This window comes from Pseudomonas sp. NPDC090201 (genome assembly GCF_044746825.1).
In the GTDB taxonomy this organism is placed as follows: domain Bacteria; phylum Pseudomonadota; class Gammaproteobacteria; order Pseudomonadales; family Pseudomonadaceae; genus Aquipseudomonas; species Aquipseudomonas putida_AD.
This window is the reverse complement of sequence record NZ_JBIVCX010000008.1, coordinates 171,345-195,134: the sequence shown is the minus strand read 5'-3', so window position 1 is coordinate 195,134 and position 23,790 is coordinate 171,345. Positions and strand designations below refer to the sequence as shown.

Below are 23,790 nucleotides of genomic sequence, written 5' to 3'. Positions count from 1 at the left end.
CGGTCTGTACTGCGGCTAACAGTCAGAAGCTGGCTTTTGGTCCCACCCACCCCTTCGAGTCCTACCATACAAGCTGGCTTGCCAGCGAAGGCGTACTGTCAGTCGCCGCCAGCGGTACATGACACACCGCTTTCGCGGGCGAGCCCGCTCCCACAGTGGCGAGGCGTATCGGGGGGCAAGCCGGTCACGGTGTTGTAGCGCGCCGTGATGCGGTCGATTTCTCCGGACATGCGCATGCGCAACAATACCCTCATCAAAAGCTGCGCCGGGACGTTGCTGTCATTGCGTACGATACAGCCCACCGGCTGCTCGTCGATGACCGCGACGCTGCGCAGCTTCTGCTCCTGGGGCAGGTTGCGGTTGAACCAGTCCAGTGACCACTGGTTGGCGACCGCGTAGTGATAGCGGCCGATCAGCAGCTTTTGCAGCACCTGGTCTTCGCTGCGTGCGTCTTCGCGCAGCAGTCTGCGAGTGTCGAACGCCGGTTGCAGGGTAGGGTAGGCGTAGCCCAGCACGGTCCCGACCACTTCATTGTGCAGTTGGGCGGGGTCCACCGGCGAGGCGTTGTCAGGAGTGCTGATCAAGAGGTCGCGCTGCACCAGCAGCGGCAGGCTCCAGGTCACGTCCCCGGAAAGGGTCGGCATCCAGGATTGCGCGGTGTAGCAGCGCACATCGATCTGGCCCTGCTCCAGCGCCCGCTGCACGCGGTTGATCGACAGCACCCGAAACTGCGCAGGCTGCCCGGCGTGGCTGGCGAGGCTGCGCATGATGTCGACCATGATCCCGCCTGTCGCCTGATGGTTCACCACCTGCGCCATGGGCATCGACCAGGAATCGGCGACGGCGAACCGCAGCGGCACAGGTTCCGCGCGAAGGGGCCCGCTCATCAACAGCAAGGCGCTCAGTGCCAACAGACGCATAGCATCCCTCAGTGTGTCCATGACATGGCGGTTTGGCATCGGTGGCAGTTTAGCGCCAGATGATTTAAATGCGCGCGGGCAAATCGTCCCGGATGCAATTTTGCCCCCGCTCCGCTAGCATTAGCGGTCTTCCGCAACCCAGTCGCGACGGTTTTCAATGAGTTATCAGGTTCTTGCACGTAAATGGCGTCCGCGCTCGTTCCGCGAAATGGTCGGCCAGACCCATGTGCTCAAGGCCTTGATCAACGCGCTGGACAGCCAGCGCCTGCACCATGCCTATCTGTTCACCGGCACGCGCGGGGTCGGCAAGACCACCATCGCGCGGATCATCGCCAAGTGCCTGAACTGCGAAACCGGCATCACCTCCTCGCCGTGCGGCGAATGTTCGGTGTGCCGGGAGATCGACGAGGGGCGTTTCGTCGACCTGATCGAAATCGACGCCGCCAGCCGCACCAAGGTCGAAGACACCCGCGAGCTGCTGGACAACGTGCAGTACGCGCCAAGCCGCGGTCGCTTCAAGGTCTACCTGATCGACGAAGTGCACATGCTCTCCAGCCACTCCTTCAACGCCTTGCTCAAGACGCTGGAAGAGCCGCCGCCGTACGTCAAGTTCATCCTGGCGACCACCGACCCGCAGAAGCTGCCCGCGACCATCCTGTCGCGCTGCCTGCAGTTCTCCCTGAAAAACATGACGCCGGAGCGTGTGGTCGAGCACCTGACCCACGTCCTGGGCGCCGAAAACATTCCGTTCGAAGACGACGCCCTGTGGCTGCTGGGCCGTGCAGCCGACGGCTCGATGCGCGATGCCATGAGCCTGACCGACCAGGCGATTGCCTTCGGTGAGGGCCGGGTGCTGGCCGCCGACGTGCGCGCCATGCTCGGCACCCTCGATCACGGGCAGGTGTATGACGTACTCACCGCGCTGATCGATGGCGACGCCCGCAGCCTGCTCGAAGCCGTGCGTCACCTGGCCGAGCAGGGCCCGGACTGGAGCGGCGTGCTGTCGGAAATCCTCAACGTGCTGCACCGCGTGGCCATCGCCCAGGCGCTGCCGGATGGCGTCGACAACGGCCATGGCGACCGCGAGCGAGTGCTGGCCCTGGCCCAGGCGCTGCCTGCCGAAGATGTGCAGTTCTATTACCAGATGGGCCTGATCGGTCGTCGTGACCTGCCCTTGGCGCCGGACCCTCGCGGCGGTTTCGAAATGGTCCTGCTGCGGATGCTGGCGTTCCGCCCGGCCGATGCCGAGAACGCGCCGCGACAGCCGTTAAAGCCAGTGGGGATCAGCCCGGCCACGGCTGATTCCCAGGCAGCGGTGGCCCCTGCTGCACCGGTCTCGTCCACGCCCGCGCCTGCACCGGCTTACATGCCGGCGCCGGTTGCCGAGCAGCCTGCGACGGTCATCGAACCCCCCGCGCCTGTGCCTGCGCCCGCCGCCAAGCCTGTCGAAGACCTCGACCTGCCCTGGAATGAGCGCGCGCCTGCTGCTGAGCCCGAGCCCGAGCCGGTTGCGGCGCAGGTCGCCGAAGACATCCCGGAGCCGGTGCTCGACACCGTGGCCGAGCAGCCTGACCTGACGCCGATGCCTGCCCCCGCACCGGCCAGCCCCGTGCCGGACGCGCCGGAAGTGGAGTCGCCCGAGCAGGTGCAGGCCGCCGCCGAAGTGGTGACGCCGGCCATGCTCGAACACGTGCCCGACGCCGTGGCCTACGTGCCTGCGCCCATGGAGCGCGATGATGAGCCGCCACCGGACGACGACTATTACGAGCCGGACGTGGACATCGACCCCGCCTCGTTCGCCTATCTGGATGACCTGGCCCATGACACCGTCGAAGCGGTGGAGAAGGAGCCGGAGTTGCTGCCAGCGGCGGAGCCCGCGACCGGCCTGGCTGCCGAGTGGCTGGAGCTGTTCCCGAAACTGCCGGTATCGGGCATGACTGGCAGTATCGCCGCCAACTGCACGCTGATCTCCGTCGATGGCGACAACTGGCTGCTGCACCTGGACCCGGCCCACAGCGCCTTGTTCAACTCCACGCAACAGCGCCGCCTGAACGATGCGTTGAACCAGTATCACCAGCGCACGATCAACCTGAGTATCGAGCTGATCAAGCCATTGCAGGAAACCCCGGCCCAGGCGGCTGCGCGCAGGCGTGCCGATCGTCAGCGTGACGCCGAGGCGTCGATTCATGGCGATCCGTTCATCCAGCAGATTTTGCAACAGTTCGGTGCCAGCATCCGTGAGGATACGATTGTCCCGGTGGACAGTCCGGCGGCCTGAGCCCTTTAACGACCGCGAGGCGCTAAGCTGATTTGGCGCCACGCAAAGACCCCAACGACTTTCGAGGAGAACTCCCATGATGAAAGGTGGCATGGCTGGCCTGATGAAGCAGGCCCAGCAAATGCAGGAAAAAATGGCCAAGATGCAGGAAGAGCTGGCCAATGCCGAAGTGACCGGCCAGTCGGGCGCAGGTCTGGTGAGCGTGGTGATGACCGGTCGTCATGACGTCAAGCGCGTGAGCCTGGACGACAGCCTGATGCAGGAAGACAAGGAAATCCTGGAAGATCTGATCGCCGCCGCCGTCAACGACGCCGTGCGCAAGATCGAAGCCGCCAGCCAGGAAAAGACCGCCAGCATGACCGCCGGCATGCAACTGCCGCCAGGCATGAAGCTGCCGTTCTGATCCTGCGACAAGTGCGTCACCCAATGCCAGGCCCAGTGCCTGGCATTTTTGTTTGTGGTAATTACCGATTTCGTGGCGTTCCCATTACCTGTAGGAGCGCGCTTGCCCGCGACGGCGTCAGGTCAGAGACACATGGATGGCTGACACACCGCCGTCGCGGGCAAGCGCGCTCCTACAGGCGGGCGCAGGGTTTATGATATGTGTCATATCGGCCTGCAGATCCAACCGAACCCCTCCTGACCGCCACGGTCTGCTTTCTATAGCCATTCAAGGAGCCGCGCCTCATGTCGCAAGAAATGATCCTCAACCAACGCATCGTCCTGGCCTCCCGCCCGCAGGGGGCGCCGGTGCCCGAGAATTTTCGTCTTGAGCGCGAGGCATTGCCTGACCTGCAGGACGGCCAGATTCAACTGCGCACCCTCTACCTGTCCCTCGACCCCTACATGCGCGGGCGAATGAGCGATGCGCCATCCTATGCCGCGCCCGTGGAGCTCAACGCGGTCATGGAAGGCGGAGCGGTGAGTGTGGTCGAGCAGTCGCTCAACCCGGCATTCAAGGTGGGCGACCTGGTGGTCGGGCAGACCGGCTGGCAGACCCACAGCATCTCCGACGGCAAGCAACTGCTGCCGGTACCCAAGGACCTGCCCAGCCCGTCGATGGCCGTAGGTGTGCTGGGCATGCCGGGCATCACCGCCTACATGGGCCTGATGCACATCGGCCAGCCCAAGGCCGGTGAAACCCTGGTGGTGGCCGCAGCGTCCGGCGCGGTGGGTTCGGTGGTCGGCCAGGTCGCCAAGCTGCATGGCCTGCGGGTGGTGGGCATCGCAGGCGGGATCGACAAGTGCCGCTACGTGATCGATGAGCTGGGTTTCGACGACTGCATCGACCACCGCAGCCCACATTTCGCCGAGCAATTGGGTGAAGCCTGTCCTAGTGGCATCGACATCTATTTCGAGCTGGTGGGCGGCAAGGTTTTCGAGGCGGTGATCCCGCTGCTCAACCAGCATGCGCGGATTCCCCTGTGCGGCGTGATCGCCCAGTACAACGCTCAAGGTCAGTCCGATGGCCCGAACCAGCTACCGCTGCTGATGCGCACTTTGCTGACCAAACGTGCGCGGATCCAGGGCTTTATCGTCTATGAGGAGTACTACCATCGCCTGGACGAATTCATGCAGGCCATGGTGCCGCTGGTGAAGGACGGCAAGGTCAAGTTCCGTGAAGACGTGGTCGAAGGCCTGGAACACGCACCTGATGCGTTCATCGGTCTGCTGGAAGGGAAGAACTTCGGCAAGCTGGTGGTCAAGGTGTCCTAAGTGATTTGACGCTGTCCGGAGGCGCGGGTATAAACCGCGTCTCGTGTTTTTGTGAGATTTTTCTTCAATGAGCTTCAGCCCTCTGATTCGCCAGTTGATCGATTCCCTGCGCATTCTGCCGGGCGTGGGTCAGAAAACCGCCCAGCGCATGGCCTTGCAGCTGCTCGAGCGTGATCGCAGTGGCGGTTCGCGCCTGGCGCAGGCGTTGAAGCAGGCGATGGAAGGGGTCGGGCACTGCAAGCAGTGCCGCACGCTCACCGAAGACGAACTCTGCCCGCAATGCTCGGACCCGCGCCGCGATGACACGCTGCTGTGCGTGGTGGAAGGGCCGATGGATGTGTACGCCGTCGAGCAGACGGGCTTTCGCGGACGTTACTTCGTGCTCAAGGGGCACCTGTCGCCCCTCGACGGCCTGGGCCCGGAAGCCATCGGCATTCCGCAACTTGTGGCGCGCATCGAAGAGCAGGGCACGTTCAGCGAAGTGATCCTGGCCACCAACCCGACGGTCGAAGGCGAGGCCACCGCCCATTACATCGCCCAGTTGCTGTCCAACAAAGGCATGGTCACCTCCCGCATCGCCCACGGCGTGCCGCTGGGTGGCGAGCTTGAGTTGGTGGACGGCGGGACGCTGGCGCATTCGTTTGCGGGGCGCAAACCGATCCAGCTCTGACAGATACACCGCCGTCGCGGGCAAGCGCGCTCCTACAGAGGCGATGCACCCGTAGCAGCACGGCTTGCCGGCGGGAGCGATCTTGAGGGCGCTCCTGCCGGCAAGCCGTGCTGCTACGGGACGGATGACACAATACGGGCGTGGTTCGGGCTCGGCGTTGTTACTTATCGGTCAACGCAAACTGCGTCAGGCAGAAGGTCGGGATTTCCATGTCTTGCAGGCGTTGCGAGCCGCCCAGTTCCGGCAGGTCGATGATCGCGGCTGCTTCGTGAACCTTGGCGCCCATGCGGCGGATCAGGCTGGCCGCAGCGATCAGCGTGCCGCCGGTGGCGATCAGGTCATCGAACATCACCACCGAGTCGCCGTCGCACAGGCTGTCGGCGTGCACTTCCAGAAAGGCTTCGCCGTATTCGGTCTGATAACCTTCGGCCAGCACGTCCGCTGGCAGCTTGCCTTGTTTGCGGAACAGCACCAGTGGCTTGTTCAGCTCATAGGCCACAATGGAACCCACCAGAAAGCCCCGCGCGTCCATGGCGCCGACGTGGGTGAAGTCCGAGTCGATATAGCGTTGCACGAAGCTGTCGATCACCAGGCGCAGGGCTTTTGGCGACTGGAACAGCGGGGTAATGTCACGAAAGATGACGCCGGGCTTGGGGAAGTCCACCACAGGGCGGATCAGGGATTTGAAGCTGAATTCGTCGTAAATCATAAAAGTCCCGGGCAGACGGTTGGCACAAAGGTACCAGTTTAAGCCCGCCCGGGATGAATCGCCATCAGCTTTCCAGCGAGCCGCCCGCTAGCGCGCACAGCGCAATAGGGTCAAGAATGTGGATTTCCTTGCCCTCGGCGGCGATCAACTGGTTCTGCTGGAAGCGGGTGAACACCCGGGAAACCGTTTCCACCGCCAGGCCCAGATAGTTGCCGATTTCATTGCGCGACATGCTCAAGCGGAACTGATTGGCCGAGAAACCCCGGGCCCGGAAGCGCGCCGAGAGGTTGACCAGAAAGGTCGCGATGCGCTCGTCGGCAGTCTTTTTCGACAACAGCAGCATCATTTGCTGATCGTCGCGGATCTCCCGGCTCATGACCCGCATCAACTGGCGGCGCAACTGCGGCAATTGCACCGAGAGTTCGTCCAGATGATCAAAGGGGATTTCGCAGACCGATGTCGTCTCCAGCGCCTGGGCCGACACCGGATACGCCTCGGCGTCCATTCCGGACAAACCGACCAGTTCGCTGGGCAGATGAAAGCCTGTGAGTTGCTCTTCGCCACTGTCGCTCAGGCTGAAGGTTTTCAGGGCGCCGGAGCGCACCGCATAGACCGAATCGAAGCCGTCGCCCTGGCGGAACAGGAACTCGCCTTTTTTCAACGGGCGGCCGCGTTTGACGATTTCGTCCAGCGCATCCATGTCCTCAAGGTTCAGCGATAGCGGGAGGCACAATGGCGCCAGACTGCAATCCTTGCAGTGAGCCTGGGTATGAGCGCGGGTTTTGACTGGCTCAGACATCGGAAAAATTCCTTGTGAAGAAACACACTTGAATCGTAAGGGTATCCCACGTGCCAATCCCCCGGCTAGCACATGCCCTCCATGGCGCGAACGTGGTTCCCACTGCGGATACAGAAATTTCCTATATCACTCTCGAAAATCTCTGACGGTTTTGCTGGCTCAGGTAGGCATCGAACACCATGCAGACAGAGCGCACCAGCAAGCGACCTGCGGGTTTCACCTGGATGCCCCGGGCGTCCAGATGGATCAGCCCGTCGCTGGCCATGCCCAGCAGTTGTGGCCACACAGCATTGAAGTAGTGACGAAAGTCGATACCGAAGGCCTGCTCGATGGAGGCGAAGTCCAGATTGAAGTGGCAGATCAACTGGGCAATCACTGCGCGGCGAATGTGATCGTCGGCGTTGCACACCAGGCCCCGGTGGATTGCCAGTTGATCGCCAGCGAGCAGGTTCTGGTACTCGGCCAGGTCACTGGTGTTCTGCGCGTACAGCTCGCCGATCTGGCTGATGGCCGACACCCCGAGGCCAATCAGGTCGCAGTGGCCATGGGTGGTGTAGCCCTGGAAGTTGCGTTGCAGCGTACCTTCCTCCTGGGCGATGGCCAGGTCATCGTCGGGCAGGGCGAAGTGGTCCATGCCGATGTAGCGGTAGCCGGCTGACGTCAGTTGGTCGATGGTGCGCTGCAGCATGTCCAGCTTGTGTTCGGCGCTGGGCAATTGCGCGGTGTCGATACGCCGCTGGGGCATGAAGCGTTCGGGTAGGTGCGCGTAGTTGAAAACCGACAGGCGATCCGGTTGCAGGGCGATCACCTCGTCCACGGTGCGGGCGAAACCTTCCGGGGTTTGCAGCGGGAGGCCATAGATCAGGTCAATGTTCACCGAACGAAATTGCAGCGTGCGTGCGGCTTCGACAATGGCGCGGGTCTCGGACAGGCTTTGCAGGCGGTTGATCGCCCGCTGCACCAGCGGGTCGAGGTCCTGCACGCCGAGGCTTACGCGGTTGAAGCCCAGTTCGCGCAACAGGCCCATGGTCGACCAGTCCGCCTCGCGTGGGTCGATCTCGATGCCATAGTCGCCAGAGTGGTCATCGAGCAAATTGAAGTGCTGGCGCAGGTGGGCCATCAACTGGCGCAGTTCCACATGGCTGAGGAAGGTCGGCGTGCCGCCGCCCAGGTGCAGTTGCTCGACCTTCTGCTGGCCGTCGAGGTGGCAGGCGATCATGCGGATCTCCTGCCGTAACCGTTGCAGGTATTGCTGGGAGCGGCCGCGGTCCTTGGTGATGACCTTGTTGCAGGCGCAGTAGTAACAAATGTTGGCGCAGAACGGCACGTGCACATAGAGCGACAATGGCCGCGATTGCTTGCGGCTTTCGCGCAGTGCGTGAAGCAGGTCGAAACCGCCGATCTGGTTATGGAATTGCACCGCAGTGGGGTAGGACGTGTAACGCGGCCCTGTCAGGTCATAGCGGCGGAGGAGTTCAGAATCCCAACGAAGGTCGTCGAGCATGCGGGCATTCCCGAAAAGGCTGGCGGTGCCGGCAGTTTAGGGAGTGCCCGGGCGGGCTTTATTGATCTGGATCAATGTCCGGCGGATGCCCGGTCAAACGACGCCGTTGGGCAGATCAATTGAAAATCGCGTCAGCCCCTCGCCCGACTCGCAGCGGATTGTGCCGCCATGGGCCTTGATGATCGACTGGGTGATGGCCAGCCCCAGGCCCGCGTGTTCGGTGCTCTCGTGGCGCACGGGGTCGGCCCGGTAGAAGCGGTCGAACAGGCGCGGCAGGGTCTCGGCGGGAATCGTCGGGCCGGTGTTTGCGATGCTGATCCGCACTTGGGCAGCGTCCGAATCCAGCCGCACCGACACCCGGCCCTGGGGCGGGGCGAAGCGCAGCGCGTTGTCCAGCAGGTTGGACAGGGCGCGCCGCAGCATGGGGCGGTCACCCAGCAGGCTGGCCTCGCCCTCGCGGCTCAGGTGCACCTGCGCGTCTTCGGCCAAGGGCAAAAAGAATTCCAGCAGTGCGTCGATTTCCTCCGCCAGTTGCAGGCGTTCGCGACGGGGGTTCAACAATCCGTGTTCGGCCTTGGCCAGGTACAGCATGTCGTTGACCATCTGCGCCATCCCTTGCAACTCCTCCAGATTGCCCAGCAGCGCCTCGCGGTACTGCTCAAGATCGCGCGGACGGGTGAGGGTCACCTGGGTGTGGGTCAACAGGTTCGACAGGGGCGTGCGCAGTTCGTGGGCGATGTCAGCCGAAAACGCCGACAGCCGTTGAAAGGCATCGTCGAGGCGGATCAGCATGGCGTTGAACGCCTGGCTCAACTCGGCCAGTTCCGGCGGCATGTCGGTCTGGGGCAGGCGAGTGGTCAGGGAGCTGGCGGACACGCTGGCGGCCACTTCGGTCATCTGCCGCAAGGGGCGCAAACCGCTGCGTGCCGCCCAGGCGCCCAATAGCGCGGTGGCCAGCGCCGAGAGCCCGACCGTGAGCCAGATCAGCCGTTGCATGCGCTCAAGAAAATGCTGGTGATGGGTAATGTCCAGCAACAATGTCAGCTGCGGCGAATCGGGATGCCCGGGCTGCAGGTCAAGGCTGTAGGCGCGGTAGGAAACGCCGTTGTCGCTCAGGGTGTGCAGCCCTGTGCCAAGGCTGTGGCTGGTGATGGTCTGCGGCAGGCTGTCGAACCAGACGTCGCCGTTGGGGCCGCGCACCCGCAACGCCAGATCCGGCGAATGAGCGAGTTCGCCGAGCAGCGCGGGCTTGTGCTCATTCAGTTGATCGAGGCTGCTGGCCCCGGCCATGGCAGCGCGCAAGCCCGGCAACTTGCTGTCGAGCAACTGCTGATCCAGTTCGATGAAGTGGCTTTTGCTGGCCTGGCTGAACAGCACGCCGGCGGTCAGCGAGACCACGGCGGTGCAGGCGGCGAACAGCAATGCCAGACGGTTGCCCAGTGAGATGCGCCTGAACATCAGAGACTGCGCTCTTCAAGCACATACCCCATGCCGCGCACGGTGTGGATCAGTTTGTTGGGGTATTCATCGTCGACTTTCAGGCGTAGGCGGCGAATGGCGACCTCGATCACGTTGGTGTCGCTGTCGAAATTCATGTCCCAGACCTGCGAGGCAATCAGCGACTTGGGCAGCACTTCGCCCTGACGGCGCAGCATCAGTTCCAGCAGGGCGAACTCCTTGGCGGTGAGGTCGATGCGCTGGCCATTGCGCTCGACCCTGCGCCGCAGCAGGTCCAGACGCAGGTCGGCCAGTTGCAGGTGGGTTTCCTGGCTGGTGCTGCTGCCGCGCCGCAACAGGCTGCGCACCCGGGCCAGCAGTTCGGAGAAGGCGAAGGGCTTGATCAGGTAATCGTCGGCGCCCAGTTCCAGCCCGCGCACGCGGTCTTCGACGGCGTCGCGGGCGGTGAGAAACAGCACCGGGGTGTCCAGCCCTGCGCTGCGCACCGCTTGCAGGATCTGCCAGCCATCGCGACCGGGCAGCATCACGTCCAGGATCAGCAGGGCGTAGTCGCCGCTCAGCGCCAGGTGCTGGCCGGTGGTGCCATCGGCGACCAGTTCGGTGTTGAAGCCGGCTTCGCACAGCCCCTGGCGCAGGTACTGGCCGGTCTTGGCTTGATCTTCGACGATCAGTAGTTTCATGGGTGGCTCAAGGTTCGTGATCACGTGGGGCAAGGGCGCTTTATAGCGCGAGCGGGGCAGGCCGCGGCGAAGCTTACAAAGTTGTAATCTTGCGGTCAGCTGATTGCCAGTGGCCCGGGCCTATCTTAAGGTCATCGATTGTCGTTGACTGGAGAGATTCATGTTCGCTCGTTTGACCGCTGCAGCCGTGTTGTTGGGTGTGAGCCTGTCGTCGCTGGCCTCCCCCGGGGCGCATTTCGATTTCGGCCATGCCGCGAAGGCCGACCAGGCCACCCGCACGGTCGAGCTGACCCTGGGCGACATGTATTTCGAACCCAAGGCGCTGACCGTCAAGGAAGGCGAAACCGTGCATTTCGTGCTGGTCAACAAGGGCAACCTGCTGCACGAGTTCAACCTGGGCGATGCCGCGATGCACGCGGCCCACCAGCAGGAAATGCTCAAGATGGTCGCCAGTGGCATGCTGACGTCCACCGGCATGAAGCATGACGCGATGCCGGGCATGGATCACGGCGAGCACGGCATGAAACATGACGATCCCAACAGCGTGCTGGTGGAACCGGGCAAGACCGCCGAGCTGACCTGGACCTTTACCAAAGCCACCGACCTTGAGTTCGCCTGCAACATTCCCGGCCACTATCAGGCCGGAATGGTCGGCAAGATCGCCATCGATAAATGAGTCAGCGACAATCAGGCGCTGAAAGCGCGGGACAAAACCTATAGACTTGGCGGTCAGGATTTTTCGATCAGCCATTCATATCCGTTTTCAGGTCCCGCCATGCATCCCGCAGCCGAACACTCGCCGCTGGGCAAGTCCAGTGAATACATTTCCACCTACACGCCGTCTCTGCTGTTCCCGATCCCGCGCACTGCCAAGTGGGCTGAACTGGGGCTGACCGCAGAGACGCTGCCGTATCAGGGCGTCGATTTCTGGAATTGCTACGAGCTGTCCTGGCTGCTGCCGTCGGGCAAGCCTGTGGTGGCCATTGGCGAGTTCTGCATCCCCGCCGATTCGCCGAATATCATCGAATCCAAGTCGTTCAAGCTGTACCTGAACTCGTTGAACCAGACGCCGTTCGCTTCCAGTGAGGAACTGGTCGCTGTGCTGGAGAAAGATCTGTCGGCAGCGGCGGGCAAGCCGGTGGGCGTGCGGGTTCGTTCGCTCAGGGACATCGAGGCGGACGGCATCGTGGCGGTGCCGGGCGTGTGCGTCGACGAGCTGGACGTGAGCATTTCCAGCTACGACCGGCCACAGCCGGAGCTGTTGCGTTGTGACGAGTCGCGCGTGGTCGAAGAAGCGCTGCACAGCCATCTGCTCAAGTCCAACTGCCCGGTCACCAGCCAGCCTGACTGGGGCACCGTGGCGGTGGAATACCGTGGTGCAGCGCTGGATCATGCAAGCTTTCTGGCCTACATCGTCAGTTTCCGCCAGCACTCGGATTTCCACGAGCAGTGCGTGGAGCGGATCTTCATGGATCTGCAACGCCTGTTGAAGCCGGAAAAACTGACCGTGTATGCGCGTTATGTGCGCCGCGGCGGGCTGGACATCAACCCGTACCGCAGCACCGAGAAGCTGACGCTTGAGAATGGGCGCCTGGCGCGCCAGTAGAATTTGCCCATGATCGCGTAGGAGCGCGCTTGCCCGCGATGGCGGTGTGTCATGCGACGCAGGGTTGAATGACCCTGCGCAATCGCGGGCAAGCGCGCTCCTACGGGGTGGTGGGGCAAGGGTCGCGGATCCGGCCCGACAGGATGATCATTCCCACGCGAAACGTGGGAACGATCAGGGCAGGGTGGTGGGGCGGTAGTTACGGATCAAATCCCGATATTGCCCAACGTTTGCACAATGTTACGCAACGTCCCGGCGATGGTCGGGTGATCGACTTCGAATCGTTCCACGGCCAGGTTCACGCCGTCGGCCAGGCTGTTGTCCTGGGTGGCGGTTTCCACGGCGATCTCGGCCTGGATCTGGGCCATCAAGGCGTGCAGGTCTTCGCGTTCTGCTTCAGTCAGCGGCGGGTTCTGATCCAGTTGCTCGCGCAGGGTGTCCAGTTGTTCTTGCAGTTCGCGGGCGGGCATAGCGTGCTTCCTTCTCGAATAGTCTCAGCATGGACAACGATGCCTTGGCAAAGGTCCTTGACGTCTTAAGACTAATCCAGTCGGCGCCACCTTGCATGGTGGCGGTCGCACGCGACTCAGGGCTTTTCCGACTTCTGCCGGCGCAGCGTGATGTCGGCCAGGCACGAATCCAGCTCGCCCAAGTGATCGATCACCGAATGCGCGCCGGCGGCATACAACTCCAGCGTTGCCCGGCCGCGCAGGCGCTCGCGTTCCAGATCGCTCAACGCCTCCCATTGCGCCGGTGACAGCCCGCACAACGGGCCGGTGGAGGCAATGCCCACTGTCCACAACCCTGCGTTGAGCCCGGACATGACCAGGCGCGGATCGCCGCTGACCATCACGCAGCCGTCGATCTGCGCCACGTTGAGGCTCATCAGCGCCTGCCAGCAGGCGTCCGGCGCTGGCCAGTGATTGTTCGGGCCTGGAGTCGGCTGGATCAGATCCTTGAGGGGCGCGGCCAGTTGTTCGGCGATGCTGGCGGGGTACTCTTCGATCCAGGCGCAGGGCACGCCTTGCAGCTTGAGGTTCTTCAGGGCGCTGAGGGCCCCCGGTGTCGGCGCGGCAAAAGCCTTGGCGTCGTGGGAGAGCAGGGTGGTGCCGTCCTGGTCGCGCAATGTCCGCGCCTGTGCGCCGAAATCGACGAGGCAACCACTCAGGCCGAACAGCACGGCGGTGAACGATGGGGCGGGCGCGGCGACCGGGGCGAGCATGGAATTCCCTCTCAAATGGCAATGACGCTAAGGGATTTGCATGACAGAGAGATGACGGGATCGTGACTTTGTCAGCGGATGTTTTGACGCCTGTGCAAATGTGTCGGTTTTCAGCGACGTAAAACGTTACAGAAGGCTTTATACTCTCGCCTTTGGTTCGGGGGCGTAGCGCCCGCTTCATCACTTTTGACTGGGAGTCTCAGCTATGCCCGTGACCGGTGCAGGCTTTATCAATCGTCTGGCGTTAACCTGTTTGTGGACCGGCCTGGCCGTGGTGCCGATGGCCGCTCAGGCAGCCGACGAAGATCCATGGGAAAGCGTCAACCGCCCGATCTTCCGCTTCAACGACACCGTCGATACCTACGCGCTCAAGCCGATCGCCCAGGGCTACCAGTTCATCACCCCGCAGTTTCTGCAGGACGGCATCCACAACATGTTCCGCAACGTCGGCGAGGTGACCAACTTCGCCAACGACGTGCTGCAGGCCAAGCCTGAGGCGGCGGGTGTCGATACCGCGCGCCTGATCCTCAACACCACCTTCGGCCTGCTGGGCTTCTTCGACGTGGGCACCAAGATGGGCCTGCAACGCAACGACGAAGACTTCGGCCAGACCCTGGGCAAGTGGGGCGTGCCGAGCGGCCCGTTCGTGATGCTGCCGCTGCTGGGCCCAAGCACTGTGCGTGACGGGCTCGCCAAGTACCCGGACACCTACACCCAGCCGTACCGCTACATCGATCACGTGCCGACCCGTAACACTGCATTTGGCGTGAGTGTGGTCGATACCCGTGCAAGCCTGTTGTCCGCCGAGAAGCTGATCAACGGCGACAAGTACATCTTCATCCGCAATGCCTACCTGCAGAACCGCGAATTCAAGGTCAAGGACGGCCACGTCGTCGACGACTTCTGATTGGTCCACGCATCATTGCGATACAAAAAAAAGGCGACCTTCGGGCCGCCTTTTTTCTTCTGGGAATTTGCTGAAACTGTGATCTGGTTCCGATGTGCCATCACTTCATGGTGAGGATGGTCAGCCCCAGTTTCTGTTCGTCACCTTCGACATCGGCCACCCACACCACCTCGGTATCGGCTTCCAGGCCCTTGAGCGCAGCGTGGTCGGATTCGATTCGCACGCTGATCCGGTCACCCACCCGAAACGAGCGCGGCGCCTGTATCTGCATGCCAGTGCTGGATAAATCCACGCAAACGGCGGGGATGATCTGGCCGGCGTAGATCAGGCTGATGTCCGCGTCGACGCGCATGCGGATGTAGTCTCGTTTCTCGGCATAGTCACGATCAATCTGGCCCATGGGCTCATCCTTCGTTTTTGTTGCTGATTTAGCGGTTCTTATAACTCCGGGCGATTTGCGATGTAAAGACGCCCACCGACCACTGGAGCACGCTTGAAACGCCCGGCGGATGGGAGTACCGTCTGCGCCTTGAAGGGCACCTCTGACAAGTGAAGCGTTTGACCAAAAGTCCGCTACCGTTTCCAGAGAGGCTAGAAGCGAATCCAGTACACGGCCTGACAACCTCCGACCGCGTACGCCAACCTGATCTGGCGCCGTTTGCCCACATGCAAAAAACCAGTGCCACGCTGCTGATTATCGATGACGACGAAGTAGTGCGCGCGAGTCTCGCGGCCTATTTGGAAGACAGTGGGTTCAGCGTCCTGCAAGCCAGCAATGCGCTGCAGGGTCTACAGACCTTCGAGCAAAAAAAGCCTGATCTGCTGATCTGCGACCTGCGCATGCCTCAGGTGGGCGGTCTGGAGCTGATACGTCAGGTGACCAGCCTTGCCCCGGAAACCCCGGTAATCGTGGTGTCCGGCGCAGGCGTCATGAGCGATGCCGTCGAGGCGTTGCGCCTGGGTGCGGCCGACTATCTGATCAAGCCCCTCGAAGACCTGGCAGTGCTCGAGCACTCGGTTCGCCGTGCGCTGGACCGTGCGCGGCTGCTGCAGGAGAACAAGCTGTACCGGCAGAAACTCGAGACCGCCAACCGCGAACTCGAAGCCAGCCTGCATCTTCTTCAGGAAGACCAGGACGCCGGTCGTCAGGTGCAGATGAACATGCTGCCCACCAGCCCCTGGGCCATCGACTCGTTCGAGTTCGAACACGAGATCATCCCCTCGCTTTACCTGTCGGGGGATTTCGTCGACTACTTCCGCGTCGATGAGCGCCGCGTGGCGTTCTATCTGGCGGATGTGTCGGGCCATGGTGCGTCGTCGGCGTTCATCACCGTGCTGCTCAAGTTCATGACCACACGGCTGCTGTTCGAGTCCAAGCGTGGCGGCATGTTGCCCGAATTCAAGCCTTCGGACGTGCTGGGCCACATCAACCGTGGCCTCATCAGCTGCAAGCTGGGCAAGCACGTGACGATGGTCGGCGGCGTGATCGACGAACAATCCGGCAAGCTGACCTACAGCGTGGGCGGGCACCTGCCGTTGCCGGTGCTGTACACCCCGGCCGAAACCCGCTATCTGGAAGGCCGCGGCCTGCCGGTCGGGCTGTTCAACGAGGCAACGTACACGGACCACGTGCTGGACCTGCCTGAGTCCTTTAGTCTGACGTTATTGTCTGATGGCATTCTGGACCTGTTGCCAGGTGATACACTCAAAGAGAAAGAAGCCAACTTGCCCGAACTGGTCAAGTCGGCGGGCGGCAGCCTGGATGGCCTGCGTGATAAATTTGGATTGGCCACACTCGGGGAGATGCCGGATGATATCGCCTTGTTGGTGTTGAGCAGGAACCTTTGATGAGTACCGGTAGAATCCAGTTTGCCGAGCAAGATGGCACCTTTGTCCTGAAATTCGTGGGTGAAGTGCGCCTGACGCTATGCTCGGCGTTGGATGCGACGATTGAGCGGATCTTCACCTCGATGAATTTTTCGACCGTGGTGATCGATCTGACCGAGACCCGCAGCATTGACAGCACAACCCTTGGCCTGCTGGCCAAGCTTTCCATTCTGTCCCGTCAGAAGGCGGGGCTGTTGCCGACCGTCGTGACCACCCACGAAGACATCACGCGCCTGTTGCAGTCGATGGGCTTCGATCAGGTGTTCAACATCGTTGGCCGACCGATTCCCCGTCCCGAGTCGCTGTGTGACCTGCCATCGCAGGACCAGTGCGAGGACGTGGTCAAGGCCAAGGTGCTGGAAGCCCACAAGATCCTGATGGGGCTCAACGATTCCAATCGCGAGGCATTCCGCGATCTGGTCAATGCGTTGGAACACCAGTAAGCCCGAAGCCTGAACCGAATCCGGCAGTAACGACGATCCCGGCCACAAAGTTATTCCTGTGGGAGCGGGCTCGCCCGCGAATGCGTCCTGTCTGACGCATCGGAGTTTCCTGACCCACCGCCTTCGCGGGCAAGCCCGCTCCCACAGGGACGTAGCAAGCCCTCAGACAGACCAGCAAGCCATAAAAAAGGGCAGCCCCCGAAGGAGCTGCCCTCTTTGTGCTTCAGGGCCTGCCGATCACGCCTTGGCGCGCAGCAATGCCTCAAGCTTTTCCTGGTCGCGTGCGAACTGACGAATACCTTCGGCCAGTTTTTCGGTCGCCATCGCGTCTTCGTTCGAGGCCCAGCGGAACTGGGCTTCGTTCAGCGTCTGGCGTGGCTCGCCCGGATTGCCTGGCTTGAGCTTCTGCACCAGGGTGCCGGTGTCTTCGGACAGCTTCTGCAGCAGGTCAGGGCTGATGGTCAGGCGATCGCAACCGGCCAGTTCTTCGATCTGGCTCAGGTTGCGGAAGCTGGCACCCATGACCACGGTCTTGTAGTCATTGGCCTTGTAGTAGTTGTAGATGCGGGTCACGGACTTCACGCCCGGATCTTCAGCACCGACGTAATCCTTGCCCTCGGCTTTCTTGTACCAGTCATAGATCCGGCCCACGAACGGCGAGATCAGGAACACGCCCGCGTCGGCACAGGCCTGCGCCTGGGCGAAGGAGAACAGCAGGGTCAGGTTGCACTGGATGCCTTTCTTTTCCAGCTGCTCGGCGGCACGGATGCCTTCCCAGGTGGAGGCCAGCTTGATCAGGATGCGGTCGCGGCCGATGCCGGCCTTGTCGTACAGGTCAACCAGACGCTCGGCGCGTTCGATGCAGGCGTTGGTGTCGAAGGAAATACGCGCGTCCACTTCGGTGGAAACACGGCCCGGCACCACCTTGAGAATTTCCTGGCCGATGGCCACGGCGAAACGGTCGCTGGCAAGGCCGATGTCACCCTTGGCGCCGCTGAAGGCTTCCTTCAGGCGCTCGGCATTGCTGTCGCTGGACGCAGCCTTGAGCAGCAGGGAAGGGTTGGTGGTGGCATCGACCGGCTTGAGCTTTTCGATGGCAGCGAAATCGCCGGTATCGGCAACGACGGTGGTGATCTTTTTGAGTTGTTCCAGCTTGGAAGTCATGAGCGTGCTCTGTCCTGTGGGTCTGATGACATTACCCGAGCACCGCCAGTCACTCAAGGGTATAAACCGCATCAAGGAGGCTGATTCAGAGGCCTGCGTTTGCGCAAACAGCAGACTTGCCCGTTCAGTCACGCGCCCTGCGAAACACGATCGTGAACGGATCAGCCAGGGTTGATGAGTTTTGATTGCCGAGGAGGGCGGATACTCGATCCAGACAGGTTGGAGCCTGTATCCGGCCAGTGGTTCCCGGCGGCTGGAACCGGACTCTCGCGTCACTGGTGTACCAACGCCGTAGTCAATGGCTTACACGCGCTGACGCGAACTCGCTCTATGAACTGTAACAATGGAGCGGTACATTGGATCCATCAACTGAAGCCAAGGATGCGCTTCGACGATCAGGACGATCAGCCATGGCGCGGAGCGCTACCGACAGGATGTTGGAATGGTGTTGAACTGAAAAACGACCCGCTTCGGCGGGTTTTTTTATGCCCGCCCGCCAGGCCCTGCGAACTGGTAAACTGTGCGGCCATTACGCTTGTCCGATCGCCCCCATGTTGCCGACCACCACCTCTGTTGCTGCAAGCCAGACCTTTGAGCCTTCCCGGCGTTTTTCCGTTGCCCCGATGATGGACTGGACTGACCGCCATTGCCGGTTCTTCCTGCGCCTGCTGTCGAAAAATGCCTTGCTGTACACGGAAATGGTCACCACCGGCGCCTTGCTGCACGGTGACAGCGAGCGGTTCCTGCGCCATGACCAGAGCGAACATCCGCTGGCGCTGCAGCTGGGCGGCAGCAACCCGGCGGACCTGGCCGCCAGCGCGCGGCTGGCAGAGGCGGCGGGGTATGACGAGGTCAACCTCAACGTCGGCTGCCCAAGCGACCGGGTGCAGAACAACATGATCGGCGCGGTATTGATGGGCCATCCGCAACTGGTGGCCGACTGCGTCAAGGCCATGCGCGACGCCGTGTCGATCCCGGTCACGGTCAAGCACCGCATCGGCATCAATGGCCGCGACAGCTACGAGCAGCTCTGCGAATTCGTCGGCACCGTGCGCGAAGCGGGCTGCACCAGCTTCACAGTGCACGCCCGCATCGCCATCCTCGAAGGCCTGTCGCCCAAGGAAAACCGCGAGATCCCGCCGCTGCGCTACGACGTCGCTGCACGCCTGAAACAGGATTTCCCCGATCTGGAATTCATCCTCAACGGCGGCATCAAGACCCTTGAACAATGCTGTGAGCACTTGCAAACCTTCGACGGCGTGATGCTTGGCCGCGAGGCGTACCACAACCCCTACGTGCTGGCCGAAGTCGACCGCGAACTGTTCGGCAGCACCGCCCCCCAGATCACCCGCGCCCAAGCCCTGGCGCAGCTACGCCCCTACGTCGAAGCCCACCTGCGCGACGGCGGCGCCATGCACCACATCACCCGCCACGTCCTGGGCCTGGGCACCGGCTTCCCCGGCGCCCGCAAATTCCGCCAGTTGCTCTCGGTGGACATCCACAAGACCGACGATCCGCTGGGCTTGCTGGACAAGGCAGGGGAGTTGCTGGAGGGGCGGTGAGGGCGGAGGGAGCCTGCGGTCACTCCTGACGGTCGGTCCGATCCATCATTGGGCTGACGGCGTCACCTTCGGCCACATTGCTCACCATTTGTGCCGTGGCCTTTGCCGGGTATGGAAAACGCCCAGGATCTGCAGGCGGTTGTTGTGTACACGATACGGAATCAGGTAAGGCCAATCGGGGACAACCCATTCTCGTGTGTTCTTTACCCTGCCGACCCGTCCCAAGGCCGGGAAGATGGCCAGCCGGTCGACGCTTGCGAAGATCGCGTCTGAAAAGTCGTCAGCTGCCTGAGGACTTTCAAGGGCCAGGTAATCGGATTCGTCCTCCAGATTTTTAAGGGCTTTTTCAAGCCACTCAACCTGCATCCTTGTTCCTGCGTCGTGCGCGGACAGCGGCTACCTGTTCATAGGTGGCGAACTTTCCGTCATCGGCCTCTTTAACTGCCAGTTCGATCTGACCGGCCAGCGTCGTTTCGTACTCGATGTATTCGCGCAGGATATCCAGGGCGAGGTAGCTCGCACTCTGTCCGTGGTTCTTGGCCAACGCAGTGAGGGAGTCAGACAGATCTTCCGGCAGGTTCAAGGATATCTCGGTCATGGGCACCTCGGTTGGTGGGGCTGGGACGGCACCTATCTTACACCCACCGATACCTAGTGGAGCGGGCAGGTTGTCGCGTTCTGTGTCGAGAGCAACGTTCGACAGTCATCAAGGATCAAGCCCCCGCATCACCCGCCCCACTTTGGTCTGTATCTCATACGCCGGTGCTTCGACCTCGTTGAAGTCCTGGGTATAGCGCTGGGCGAACCCGTTGACGCCCCATTCCTGGTATTGCTGCACGTGCTTGAGTTCGTGGGCCCAGAGGGAGACGTTGTTTTCGGCATCCTGGGCGGTGCGGAAGACGATGATGTCGATCAGGGTGACGGCGCCGATGTCGGGGTTTTGCAGCATGGTGCGAGCGGCGCTGAGTTCGCCGTCGTCGCCGACCTTGTAGAGCGCGGCGTCGAGTACGCTGGGCGGGTACCAGCGCAGCAGTTTTTCGCGAATGCCTTCGGGGATCGGCTGGGTCAGGCCGTTGGCGGCTTCGGCGCGGGACTGGGTCAGCCACAGGGCAAGGGCCGGGCCGGCGATCTGGGTGACGTCGGTGGGCATGCCGCTGCCCAGCACCTGGCCGATGTCCGGCAGGCAGAAGCAGCCGTTGAGGCAGATGAGTTTTTCGCCGGTGGGGCAGGAGGTCGGGTCGGCGTGGGCGCTCGCGGTGAGGCAGGTCAGGAGCAGGGCGAGCAGGTGGCGGTGCATGGACGGTTCCGGCGGGGGATTGCTGCATAGCCTAGCTGGTTGCACGCGATTTCCGTAGCAGCACGGCTTGCCGGCGGGGGCGGTGGATCAGTCAGCGATGTGTTGCCTGACACGACGCCCCCGCCGGCAAGCCGTGCTGCTACGAGGGCGTGGTGTGCAGGCAAGCCGGGTTGGTGGGGGCGGGCTCTTACCGGCGTCCGGCTCGCGTACTCACATCGACCCACACCGCCAGCACCAGGATGCTGCCCTTGACGATCATCTGCCAGTAGCTGTCGACGTCGAGCATCGACATGCCGTTGTCCAGGCTGGTGATGACCAGCGCGCCGAGCAGTGCGCCGTAGACGGTGCCCGAGCCGCCGCGCATGGAGGTGCCGCCGATGAAGCAGGCGGCGATGGCGTCGAGTTCGCCCATGTTGCCCGCCGACGGCGAGCCGGCGGCCAGGCGGGCGGTGTTGACCAGCCCGGCCAGGGCGCACATCACGCCCATGATGCCGAAGATCCACAGTTTCACCGCCTGCACGTTGATCCCGGACAGCCGCGTGGCTTCCATGTTGCTGCCCACCGAATAGATGCGGCGGCCGAACACGGTCTGGCTGGTGATGTAGCTGAACACGCCCAGCAGCACCAGCAGCAACAGCACCGGCACCGGAATGCCATCGTAGCTGTTGAGGGTGTAGACGAAACCGGCCAGCACCGCGCCGATTGCCACCACGCGCAAGACGTCCCGCACCAGAGAATGTGCCGCCAGGCCGTGCAACGCCCGGTTACGGCGCTGGCGCCAGGTGAGGAACAGCGTCAGGGCGAACAGCAGAACACCCAGGGACACGCCCACCAGCGGCGGCAGGTAGCCCTGGCCGATGTACACCAGTTGCGGCGAAACCGGCGCAATGGTGGTGCCGCCGGTGATGCCCAGCAGGATTCCGCGAAACGCCAGCATGCCGCCCAGGCCGACGATGAAGGAGGGGATCCGCAGGTAGGCGGTCATGCTGCCGTTGGCCAGGCCGATCAACAGCCCGCACAGCGCCACGATGGCCAGGTTCAGGGGCAGTGACAGGTGATAGACCACGTCGAGAATCGCCGCCAGCCCACCCAGCAACCCGAGCAGTGAACCCACCGACAGATCGATCTCGCCACTGATGATGACCAGCACCATGCCGCAGGCCAGAATCCCGGTGATGGACATCTGCCGCAGCAGGTTGGACAGGTTGCGCGGGGTGAGGAAGCCGCCTTCGGTCTGCCAGCTGAAGAACAGCCAGATCAGGGCGATGGCGATGACCAGCGCGAGCATCTTGTAGCGGGTGAACAATTGTTTGACCTGATTCATTTACAGCGTTCTCTCGGCAGTTGGCCGTTCGTTATTGTTATGGCCCGCAGGGGCGGTGAGCGCAGCGGCGAGGATCTGCTCCTGGGTCAGGTCCTTGTTGATGAAGTCGCCACGCAACTGGCCTTCGCCGATCACCAGCACCCGGTCGGAGACGCCCAGCACTTCGGCCAGCTCCGAGGACACCATGATGATCGACACGCCGTTGGCGGCCAGCGCGCCCATCAGTTTGTAGATCTCGTACTTGGCCCCCACGTCCACGCCGCGGGTGGGCTCGTCGAGGATCAGCACCCGGGGTTTGGTCAGGAGCATTTTCGCCAGCACCGCTTTTTGCTGGTTGCCCCCCGAAAGGCTGGTAATCGGCAGGAAGGGGCTGGCGGTTTTCAGGTGCATGCGGGCGATTTCCTTGTCGATGCTGCCAAGCTCGGCTTCGGCATCGATGCGCGTCATGTGCGAGAAACTGTCGAGCACGGCGAGGGTGATGTTCTGGCCGACCCCCAGATCCGGAATGATTCCCTGGCGCTTGCGGTCCTCGGGGACCATGCACAGCCCGGCACGAATGGATTTGAGCGGCGTGCGGCTGTCGATGAGCTTGCCCTCCAGCAGCACTTCGGCCTGGTAGCGGCCCGGATAGGAGCCGAACAGTGCCGACACCAGCTCCGTGCGCCCGGCGCCGACCAGCCCGGCGATGCCGAGGATTTCCCCGCGCTTGAGCGAGAACGAGATGCGGTCCACGCGCTTGCGGGCCGGGTTGTCGACGTCGTAGCAGGTGACGTTGCGCGCCTCGAACATCACCTCGCCAACGGCATGGGGCTCTGTGGGGTAGAGGTTGCTCATCTCGCGGCCGACCATCTGGGTGATGATTTTCGGGATGTCCATGTCGGCCATGGCCGTGGTCGCGATGTGCTTGCCGTCGCGGATCACTGAAATGGTGTCGCAGACCGCCGCCACTTCATCGAGTTTGTGCGAGATGTAGACGCAGGCCACGCCCTTGGCTTTGAGGCCTTTGATGATGTCCAGCAGGACCTCGATTTCCGAGCGGGTCAGGGCCGAGGAGGGCTCGTCGAGGATCAACAAGCGGGCCTGTTTGTTCAGCGCCTTGGCGATTTCCACCAACTGCTGATAACCGCCGCCGTACTGCGAGACCGGCAGCGAGACGTTCATGTCCGGCACCTTGAGCTCGCGCATCAGGGCTTCGGCGCGGTGGATCATGGCCGGGTAGTTCATGCGCCCGCCGGGCAGGGTCAGCTCGTGGCCCATGAAGATGTTTTCAGCCACCGACAGGTCAGGCACCAGGGTCAGTTCCTGGTGAATGATGACGATGCCGGCCGCTTCGGTTTCGCTGATGGACTGGGCCCTGAGCGGCTGGCCGTCCCAGAGAATTTCGCCTTCCCAGGTGCCGTGGGGGTAAACCGCTGACAGGACTTTCATCAGCGTCGATTTGCCCGCACCGTTCTCGCCGCACAGGCCGACGCATTCACCGGGGCGGACCTTGATGTCGATGCCGTTGAGGGCTTTGACACCGCCAAAGGTTTTGACGATGCCATTCATTTGCAGCAGGTAGTCGGACATGGCGCAGGTTCCAGAGTACGCAGGTGCGTAGCAGCCCGGCCGGGCGGCGCTCCGCTTGCCGGCGGGCGCGGTGGA

Annotated in this window: 25 protein-coding genes; 10 read left to right on the top strand and 15 right to left on the bottom strand. The window is 62.5% G+C overall.

What is annotated here, in order from left to right; genetic code table 11:
- Positions 1-98: 98 nt before the first annotated feature.
- The gene (locus ACIPOO_RS20530; protein WP_400609415.1) at positions 99-920 is read right to left on the bottom strand and encodes a substrate-binding periplasmic protein; all 822 of its coding nucleotides are present in this window, start codon (positions 918-920) and stop codon (positions 99-101) included.
- Between the two features lie 157 nt (positions 921-1,077).
- On the opposite strand from ACIPOO_RS20530, the gene dnaX reads away from it, so the two are divergent.
- The 4 genes from dnaX to recR all read left to right on the top strand — a co-directional run bounded on the left by dnaX (position 1,078) and on the right by recR (position 5,584).
- Entirely contained in the window at positions 1,078-3,198 is a 2,121-nt protein-coding gene (gene dnaX, locus ACIPOO_RS20525; RefSeq protein ID WP_400609413.1) for a DNA polymerase III subunit gamma/tau, read from the top strand.
- Positions 3,199-3,274: 76 nt separating this feature from the next.
- Positions 3,275-3,601 carry a YbaB/EbfC family nucleoid-associated protein gene (locus ACIPOO_RS20520; protein ID WP_062385680.1) on the top strand — a complete coding sequence of 109 codons (327 nt, stop codon included), beginning with the start codon at positions 3,275-3,277 and terminating at the stop codon, positions 3,599-3,601.
- A 284-nt stretch (positions 3,602-3,885) separates the two neighbouring features.
- Entirely contained in the window at positions 3,886-4,914 is a 1,029-nt protein-coding gene (locus ACIPOO_RS20515) for an NADP-dependent oxidoreductase (RefSeq protein WP_400609411.1), read from the top strand.
- A gap of 67 nt (positions 4,915-4,981) precedes the next feature.
- A complete protein-coding gene (gene recR / locus ACIPOO_RS20510; protein WP_274132495.1) occupies positions 4,982-5,584 on the top strand; it encodes a recombination mediator RecR in 603 nt (200 codons plus the stop codon).
- Positions 5,585-5,744: 160 nt separating this feature from the next.
- Here the strand turns inward: recR and ACIPOO_RS20505 are convergent, their stop codons facing one another.
- The 5 genes from ACIPOO_RS20505 to ACIPOO_RS20485 all read right to left on the bottom strand — a co-directional run bounded on the left by ACIPOO_RS20505 (position 5,745) and on the right by ACIPOO_RS20485 (position 10,734).
- Positions 5,745-6,293: an adenine phosphoribosyltransferase gene (locus tag ACIPOO_RS20505; RefSeq protein WP_274133675.1), complete on the bottom strand. Its 549-nt coding sequence runs from the start codon at positions 6,291-6,293 to the stop codon at positions 5,745-5,747.
- Positions 6,294-6,357: 64 nt separating this feature from the next.
- Positions 6,358-7,092, bottom strand: coding sequence for a fumarate/nitrate reduction transcriptional regulator Fnr (gene fnr, locus ACIPOO_RS20500; protein ID WP_274133676.1), 735 nt, complete (start codon positions 7,090-7,092; stop codon positions 6,358-6,360).
- A 121-nt stretch (positions 7,093-7,213) separates the two neighbouring features.
- A complete protein-coding gene (gene hemN, locus ACIPOO_RS20495) occupies positions 7,214-8,596 on the bottom strand; it encodes an oxygen-independent coproporphyrinogen III oxidase (RefSeq protein ID WP_400609408.1) in 1,383 nt (460 codons plus the stop codon).
- A gap of 93 nt (positions 8,597-8,689) precedes the next feature.
- Positions 8,690-10,054: a heavy metal sensor histidine kinase gene (locus ACIPOO_RS20490; RefSeq protein WP_400609406.1), complete on the bottom strand. Its 1,365-nt coding sequence runs from the start codon at positions 10,052-10,054 to the stop codon at positions 8,690-8,692.
- Positions 10,054-10,734: a heavy metal response regulator transcription factor gene (locus tag ACIPOO_RS20485; protein ID WP_274133679.1), complete on the bottom strand. Its 681-nt coding sequence runs from the start codon at positions 10,732-10,734 to the stop codon at positions 10,054-10,056. Before ACIPOO_RS20485 ends, ACIPOO_RS20490 begins: the two co-directional genes overlap by 1 nt.
- A 160-nt stretch (positions 10,735-10,894) precedes the next feature.
- Between ACIPOO_RS20485 and ACIPOO_RS20480 the strand changes: the two genes are divergently transcribed.
- On the top strand, positions 10,895-11,410 hold the full coding sequence (locus tag ACIPOO_RS20480; RefSeq protein ID WP_400609404.1) for a plastocyanin/azurin family copper-binding protein: 516 nt from the start codon (positions 10,895-10,897) through the stop codon (positions 11,408-11,410).
- Between the two features lie 99 nt (positions 11,411-11,509).
- On the top strand, positions 11,510-12,340 hold the full coding sequence (queF, locus tag ACIPOO_RS20475; protein ID WP_400609402.1) for an NADPH-dependent 7-cyano-7-deazaguanine reductase QueF: 831 nt from the start codon (positions 11,510-11,512) through the stop codon (positions 12,338-12,340).
- 206 nt (positions 12,341-12,546) lie between these two features.
- On the opposite strand, the gene ACIPOO_RS20470 is transcribed toward queF, so the two are convergent.
- Positions 12,547-12,810, bottom strand: coding sequence for a DUF4404 family protein (locus ACIPOO_RS20470; RefSeq protein ID WP_274133682.1), 264 nt, complete (start codon positions 12,808-12,810; stop codon positions 12,547-12,549).
- A gap of 116 nt (positions 12,811-12,926) precedes the next feature.
- Positions 12,927-13,562, bottom strand: a complete 636-nt coding sequence (locus ACIPOO_RS20465; protein WP_274133683.1) for an HAD family phosphatase — start codon at positions 13,560-13,562, stop codon at positions 12,927-12,929.
- A gap of 205 nt (positions 13,563-13,767) precedes the next feature.
- On the opposite strand from ACIPOO_RS20465, the gene ACIPOO_RS20460 reads away from it, so the two are divergent.
- Positions 13,768-14,469: a VacJ family lipoprotein gene (locus ACIPOO_RS20460; RefSeq protein WP_400609400.1), complete on the top strand. Its 702-nt coding sequence runs from the start codon at positions 13,768-13,770 to the stop codon at positions 14,467-14,469.
- Positions 14,470-14,569: 100 nt separating this feature from the next.
- Here ACIPOO_RS20460 and ACIPOO_RS20455 read toward each other — a convergent pair whose 3' ends face one another.
- The gene (locus tag ACIPOO_RS20455; protein ID WP_400609398.1) at positions 14,570-14,869 is read right to left on the bottom strand and encodes a PilZ domain-containing protein; all 300 of its coding nucleotides are present in this window, start codon (positions 14,867-14,869) and stop codon (positions 14,570-14,572) included.
- A 266-nt stretch (positions 14,870-15,135) separates the two neighbouring features.
- On the opposite strand from ACIPOO_RS20455, the gene rssB reads away from it, so the two are divergent.
- Positions 15,136-16,317 (top strand): two-component system response regulator RssB, encoded by a 1,182-nt coding sequence (gene rssB / locus ACIPOO_RS20450; protein WP_274133686.1) that lies wholly within the window; start codon positions 15,136-15,138, stop codon positions 16,315-16,317.
- Positions 16,317-16,799 carry an anti-sigma factor antagonist RssC gene (rssC, locus tag ACIPOO_RS20445; RefSeq protein WP_081569474.1) on the top strand — a complete coding sequence of 161 codons (483 nt, stop codon included), beginning with the start codon at positions 16,317-16,319 and terminating at the stop codon, positions 16,797-16,799. The genes rssB and rssC overlap by 1 nt, the downstream gene beginning before the upstream one ends.
- A 237-nt stretch (positions 16,800-17,036) precedes the next feature.
- Here rssC and tal read toward each other — a convergent pair whose 3' ends face one another.
- On the bottom strand, positions 17,037-17,963 hold the full coding sequence (tal, locus tag ACIPOO_RS20440; protein WP_274133687.1) for a transaldolase: 927 nt from the start codon (positions 17,961-17,963) through the stop codon (positions 17,037-17,039).
- A 551-nt stretch (positions 17,964-18,514) separates the two neighbouring features.
- Here tal and dusA point away from each other — a divergent pair.
- Entirely contained in the window at positions 18,515-19,525 is a 1,011-nt protein-coding gene (gene dusA, locus ACIPOO_RS20435; RefSeq protein WP_400609395.1) for a tRNA dihydrouridine(20/20a) synthase DusA, read from the top strand.
- 81 nt (positions 19,526-19,606) lie between these two features.
- Here dusA and ACIPOO_RS20430 read toward each other — a convergent pair whose 3' ends face one another.
- The 5 genes from ACIPOO_RS20430 to xylG all read right to left on the bottom strand — a co-directional run bounded on the left by ACIPOO_RS20430 (position 19,607) and on the right by xylG (position 23,715).
- Complete coding sequence (locus ACIPOO_RS20430) at positions 19,607-19,891, bottom strand: type II toxin-antitoxin system RelE/ParE family toxin (RefSeq protein WP_274133689.1); 285 nt, start codon at positions 19,889-19,891, stop codon at positions 19,607-19,609.
- Positions 19,881-20,123 carry a CopG family ribbon-helix-helix protein gene (locus ACIPOO_RS20425; RefSeq protein ID WP_274133690.1) on the bottom strand — a complete coding sequence of 81 codons (243 nt, stop codon included), beginning with the start codon at positions 20,121-20,123 and terminating at the stop codon, positions 19,881-19,883. Before ACIPOO_RS20425 ends, ACIPOO_RS20430 begins: the two co-directional genes overlap by 11 nt.
- A 108-nt stretch (positions 20,124-20,231) precedes the next feature.
- On the bottom strand, positions 20,232-20,822 hold the full coding sequence (locus tag ACIPOO_RS20420) for a DUF4157 domain-containing protein (RefSeq protein WP_400609392.1): 591 nt from the start codon (positions 20,820-20,822) through the stop codon (positions 20,232-20,234).
- A 187-nt stretch (positions 20,823-21,009) separates the two neighbouring features.
- Positions 21,010-22,146, bottom strand: a complete 1,137-nt coding sequence (locus tag ACIPOO_RS20415; protein ID WP_274133692.1) for a sugar ABC transporter permease — start codon at positions 22,144-22,146, stop codon at positions 21,010-21,012.
- A complete protein-coding gene (xylG, locus tag ACIPOO_RS20410) occupies positions 22,147-23,715 on the bottom strand; it encodes a D-xylose ABC transporter ATP-binding protein (protein WP_400609390.1) in 1,569 nt (522 codons plus the stop codon).
- Between the last annotated feature and the right edge of the window lie 75 nt (positions 23,716-23,790).

What these genes read in the sequence shown, in the direction of transcription:
- rssB (WP_274133686.1), top strand. Translation starts at nt 15,136, where the DNA reads ATGCAAAAAACCAGTGCCACGCTGCTGATTATCGATGACGACGAAGTA.
- hemN (WP_400609408.1), bottom strand. Translation starts at nt 8,596, where the DNA reads ATGCTCGACGACCTTCGTTGGGATTCTGAACTCCTCCGCCGCTATGAC.
- ACIPOO_RS20505 (WP_274133675.1), bottom strand. Translation starts at nt 6,293, where the DNA reads ATGATTTACGACGAATTCAGCTTCAAATCCCTGATCCGCCCTGTGGTG.
- dnaX (WP_400609413.1), top strand. Translation starts at nt 1,078, where the DNA reads ATGAGTTATCAGGTTCTTGCACGTAAATGGCGTCCGCGCTCGTTCCGC.
- ACIPOO_RS20425 (WP_274133690.1), bottom strand. Translation starts at nt 20,123, where the DNA reads ATGACCGAGATATCCTTGAACCTGCCGGAAGATCTGTCTGACTCCCTC.
- ACIPOO_RS20520 (WP_062385680.1), top strand. Translation starts at nt 3,275, where the DNA reads ATGATGAAAGGTGGCATGGCTGGCCTGATGAAGCAGGCCCAGCAAATG.
- ACIPOO_RS20460 (WP_400609400.1), top strand. Translation starts at nt 13,768, where the DNA reads ATGCCCGTGACCGGTGCAGGCTTTATCAATCGTCTGGCGTTAACCTGT.
- ACIPOO_RS20465 (WP_274133683.1), bottom strand. Translation starts at nt 13,562, where the DNA reads ATGCTCGCCCCGGTCGCCGCGCCCGCCCCATCGTTCACCGCCGTGCTG.
- ACIPOO_RS20485 (WP_274133679.1), bottom strand. Translation starts at nt 10,734, where the DNA reads ATGAAACTACTGATCGTCGAAGATCAAGCCAAGACCGGCCAGTACCTG.
- ACIPOO_RS20470 (WP_274133682.1), bottom strand. Translation starts at nt 12,810, where the DNA reads ATGCCCGCCCGCGAACTGCAAGAACAACTGGACACCCTGCGCGAGCAA.
- ACIPOO_RS20415 (WP_274133692.1), bottom strand. Translation starts at nt 22,146, where the DNA reads ATGAATCAGGTCAAACAATTGTTCACCCGCTACAAGATGCTCGCGCTG.
- fnr (WP_274133676.1), bottom strand. Translation starts at nt 7,092, where the DNA reads ATGTCTGAGCCAGTCAAAACCCGCGCTCATACCCAGGCTCACTGCAAG.
- tal (WP_274133687.1), bottom strand. Translation starts at nt 17,963, where the DNA reads ATGACTTCCAAGCTGGAACAACTCAAAAAGATCACCACCGTCGTTGCC.
- recR (WP_274132495.1), top strand. Translation starts at nt 4,982, where the DNA reads ATGAGCTTCAGCCCTCTGATTCGCCAGTTGATCGATTCCCTGCGCATT.
- queF (WP_400609402.1), top strand. Translation starts at nt 11,510, where the DNA reads ATGCATCCCGCAGCCGAACACTCGCCGCTGGGCAAGTCCAGTGAATAC.
- ACIPOO_RS20420 (WP_400609392.1), bottom strand. Translation starts at nt 20,822, where the DNA reads ATGCACCGCCACCTGCTCGCCCTGCTCCTGACCTGCCTCACCGCGAGC.
- ACIPOO_RS20490 (WP_400609406.1), bottom strand. Translation starts at nt 10,054, where the DNA reads ATGTTCAGGCGCATCTCACTGGGCAACCGTCTGGCATTGCTGTTCGCC.
- dusA (WP_400609395.1), top strand. Translation starts at nt 18,515, where the DNA reads ATGTTGCCGACCACCACCTCTGTTGCTGCAAGCCAGACCTTTGAGCCT.
- rssC (WP_081569474.1), top strand. Translation starts at nt 16,317, where the DNA reads ATGAGTACCGGTAGAATCCAGTTTGCCGAGCAAGATGGCACCTTTGTC.
- ACIPOO_RS20455 (WP_400609398.1), bottom strand. Translation starts at nt 14,869, where the DNA reads ATGGGCCAGATTGATCGTGACTATGCCGAGAAACGAGACTACATCCGC.
- ACIPOO_RS20515 (WP_400609411.1), top strand. Translation starts at nt 3,886, where the DNA reads ATGTCGCAAGAAATGATCCTCAACCAACGCATCGTCCTGGCCTCCCGC.
- xylG (WP_400609390.1), bottom strand. Translation starts at nt 23,715, where the DNA reads ATGTCCGACTACCTGCTGCAAATGAATGGCATCGTCAAAACCTTTGGC.
- ACIPOO_RS20530 (WP_400609415.1), bottom strand. Translation starts at nt 920, where the DNA reads ATGCGTCTGTTGGCACTGAGCGCCTTGCTGTTGATGAGCGGGCCCCTT.
- ACIPOO_RS20430 (WP_274133689.1), bottom strand. Translation starts at nt 19,891, where the DNA reads ATGCAGGTTGAGTGGCTTGAAAAAGCCCTTAAAAATCTGGAGGACGAA.
- ACIPOO_RS20480 (WP_400609404.1), top strand. Translation starts at nt 10,895, where the DNA reads ATGTTCGCTCGTTTGACCGCTGCAGCCGTGTTGTTGGGTGTGAGCCTG.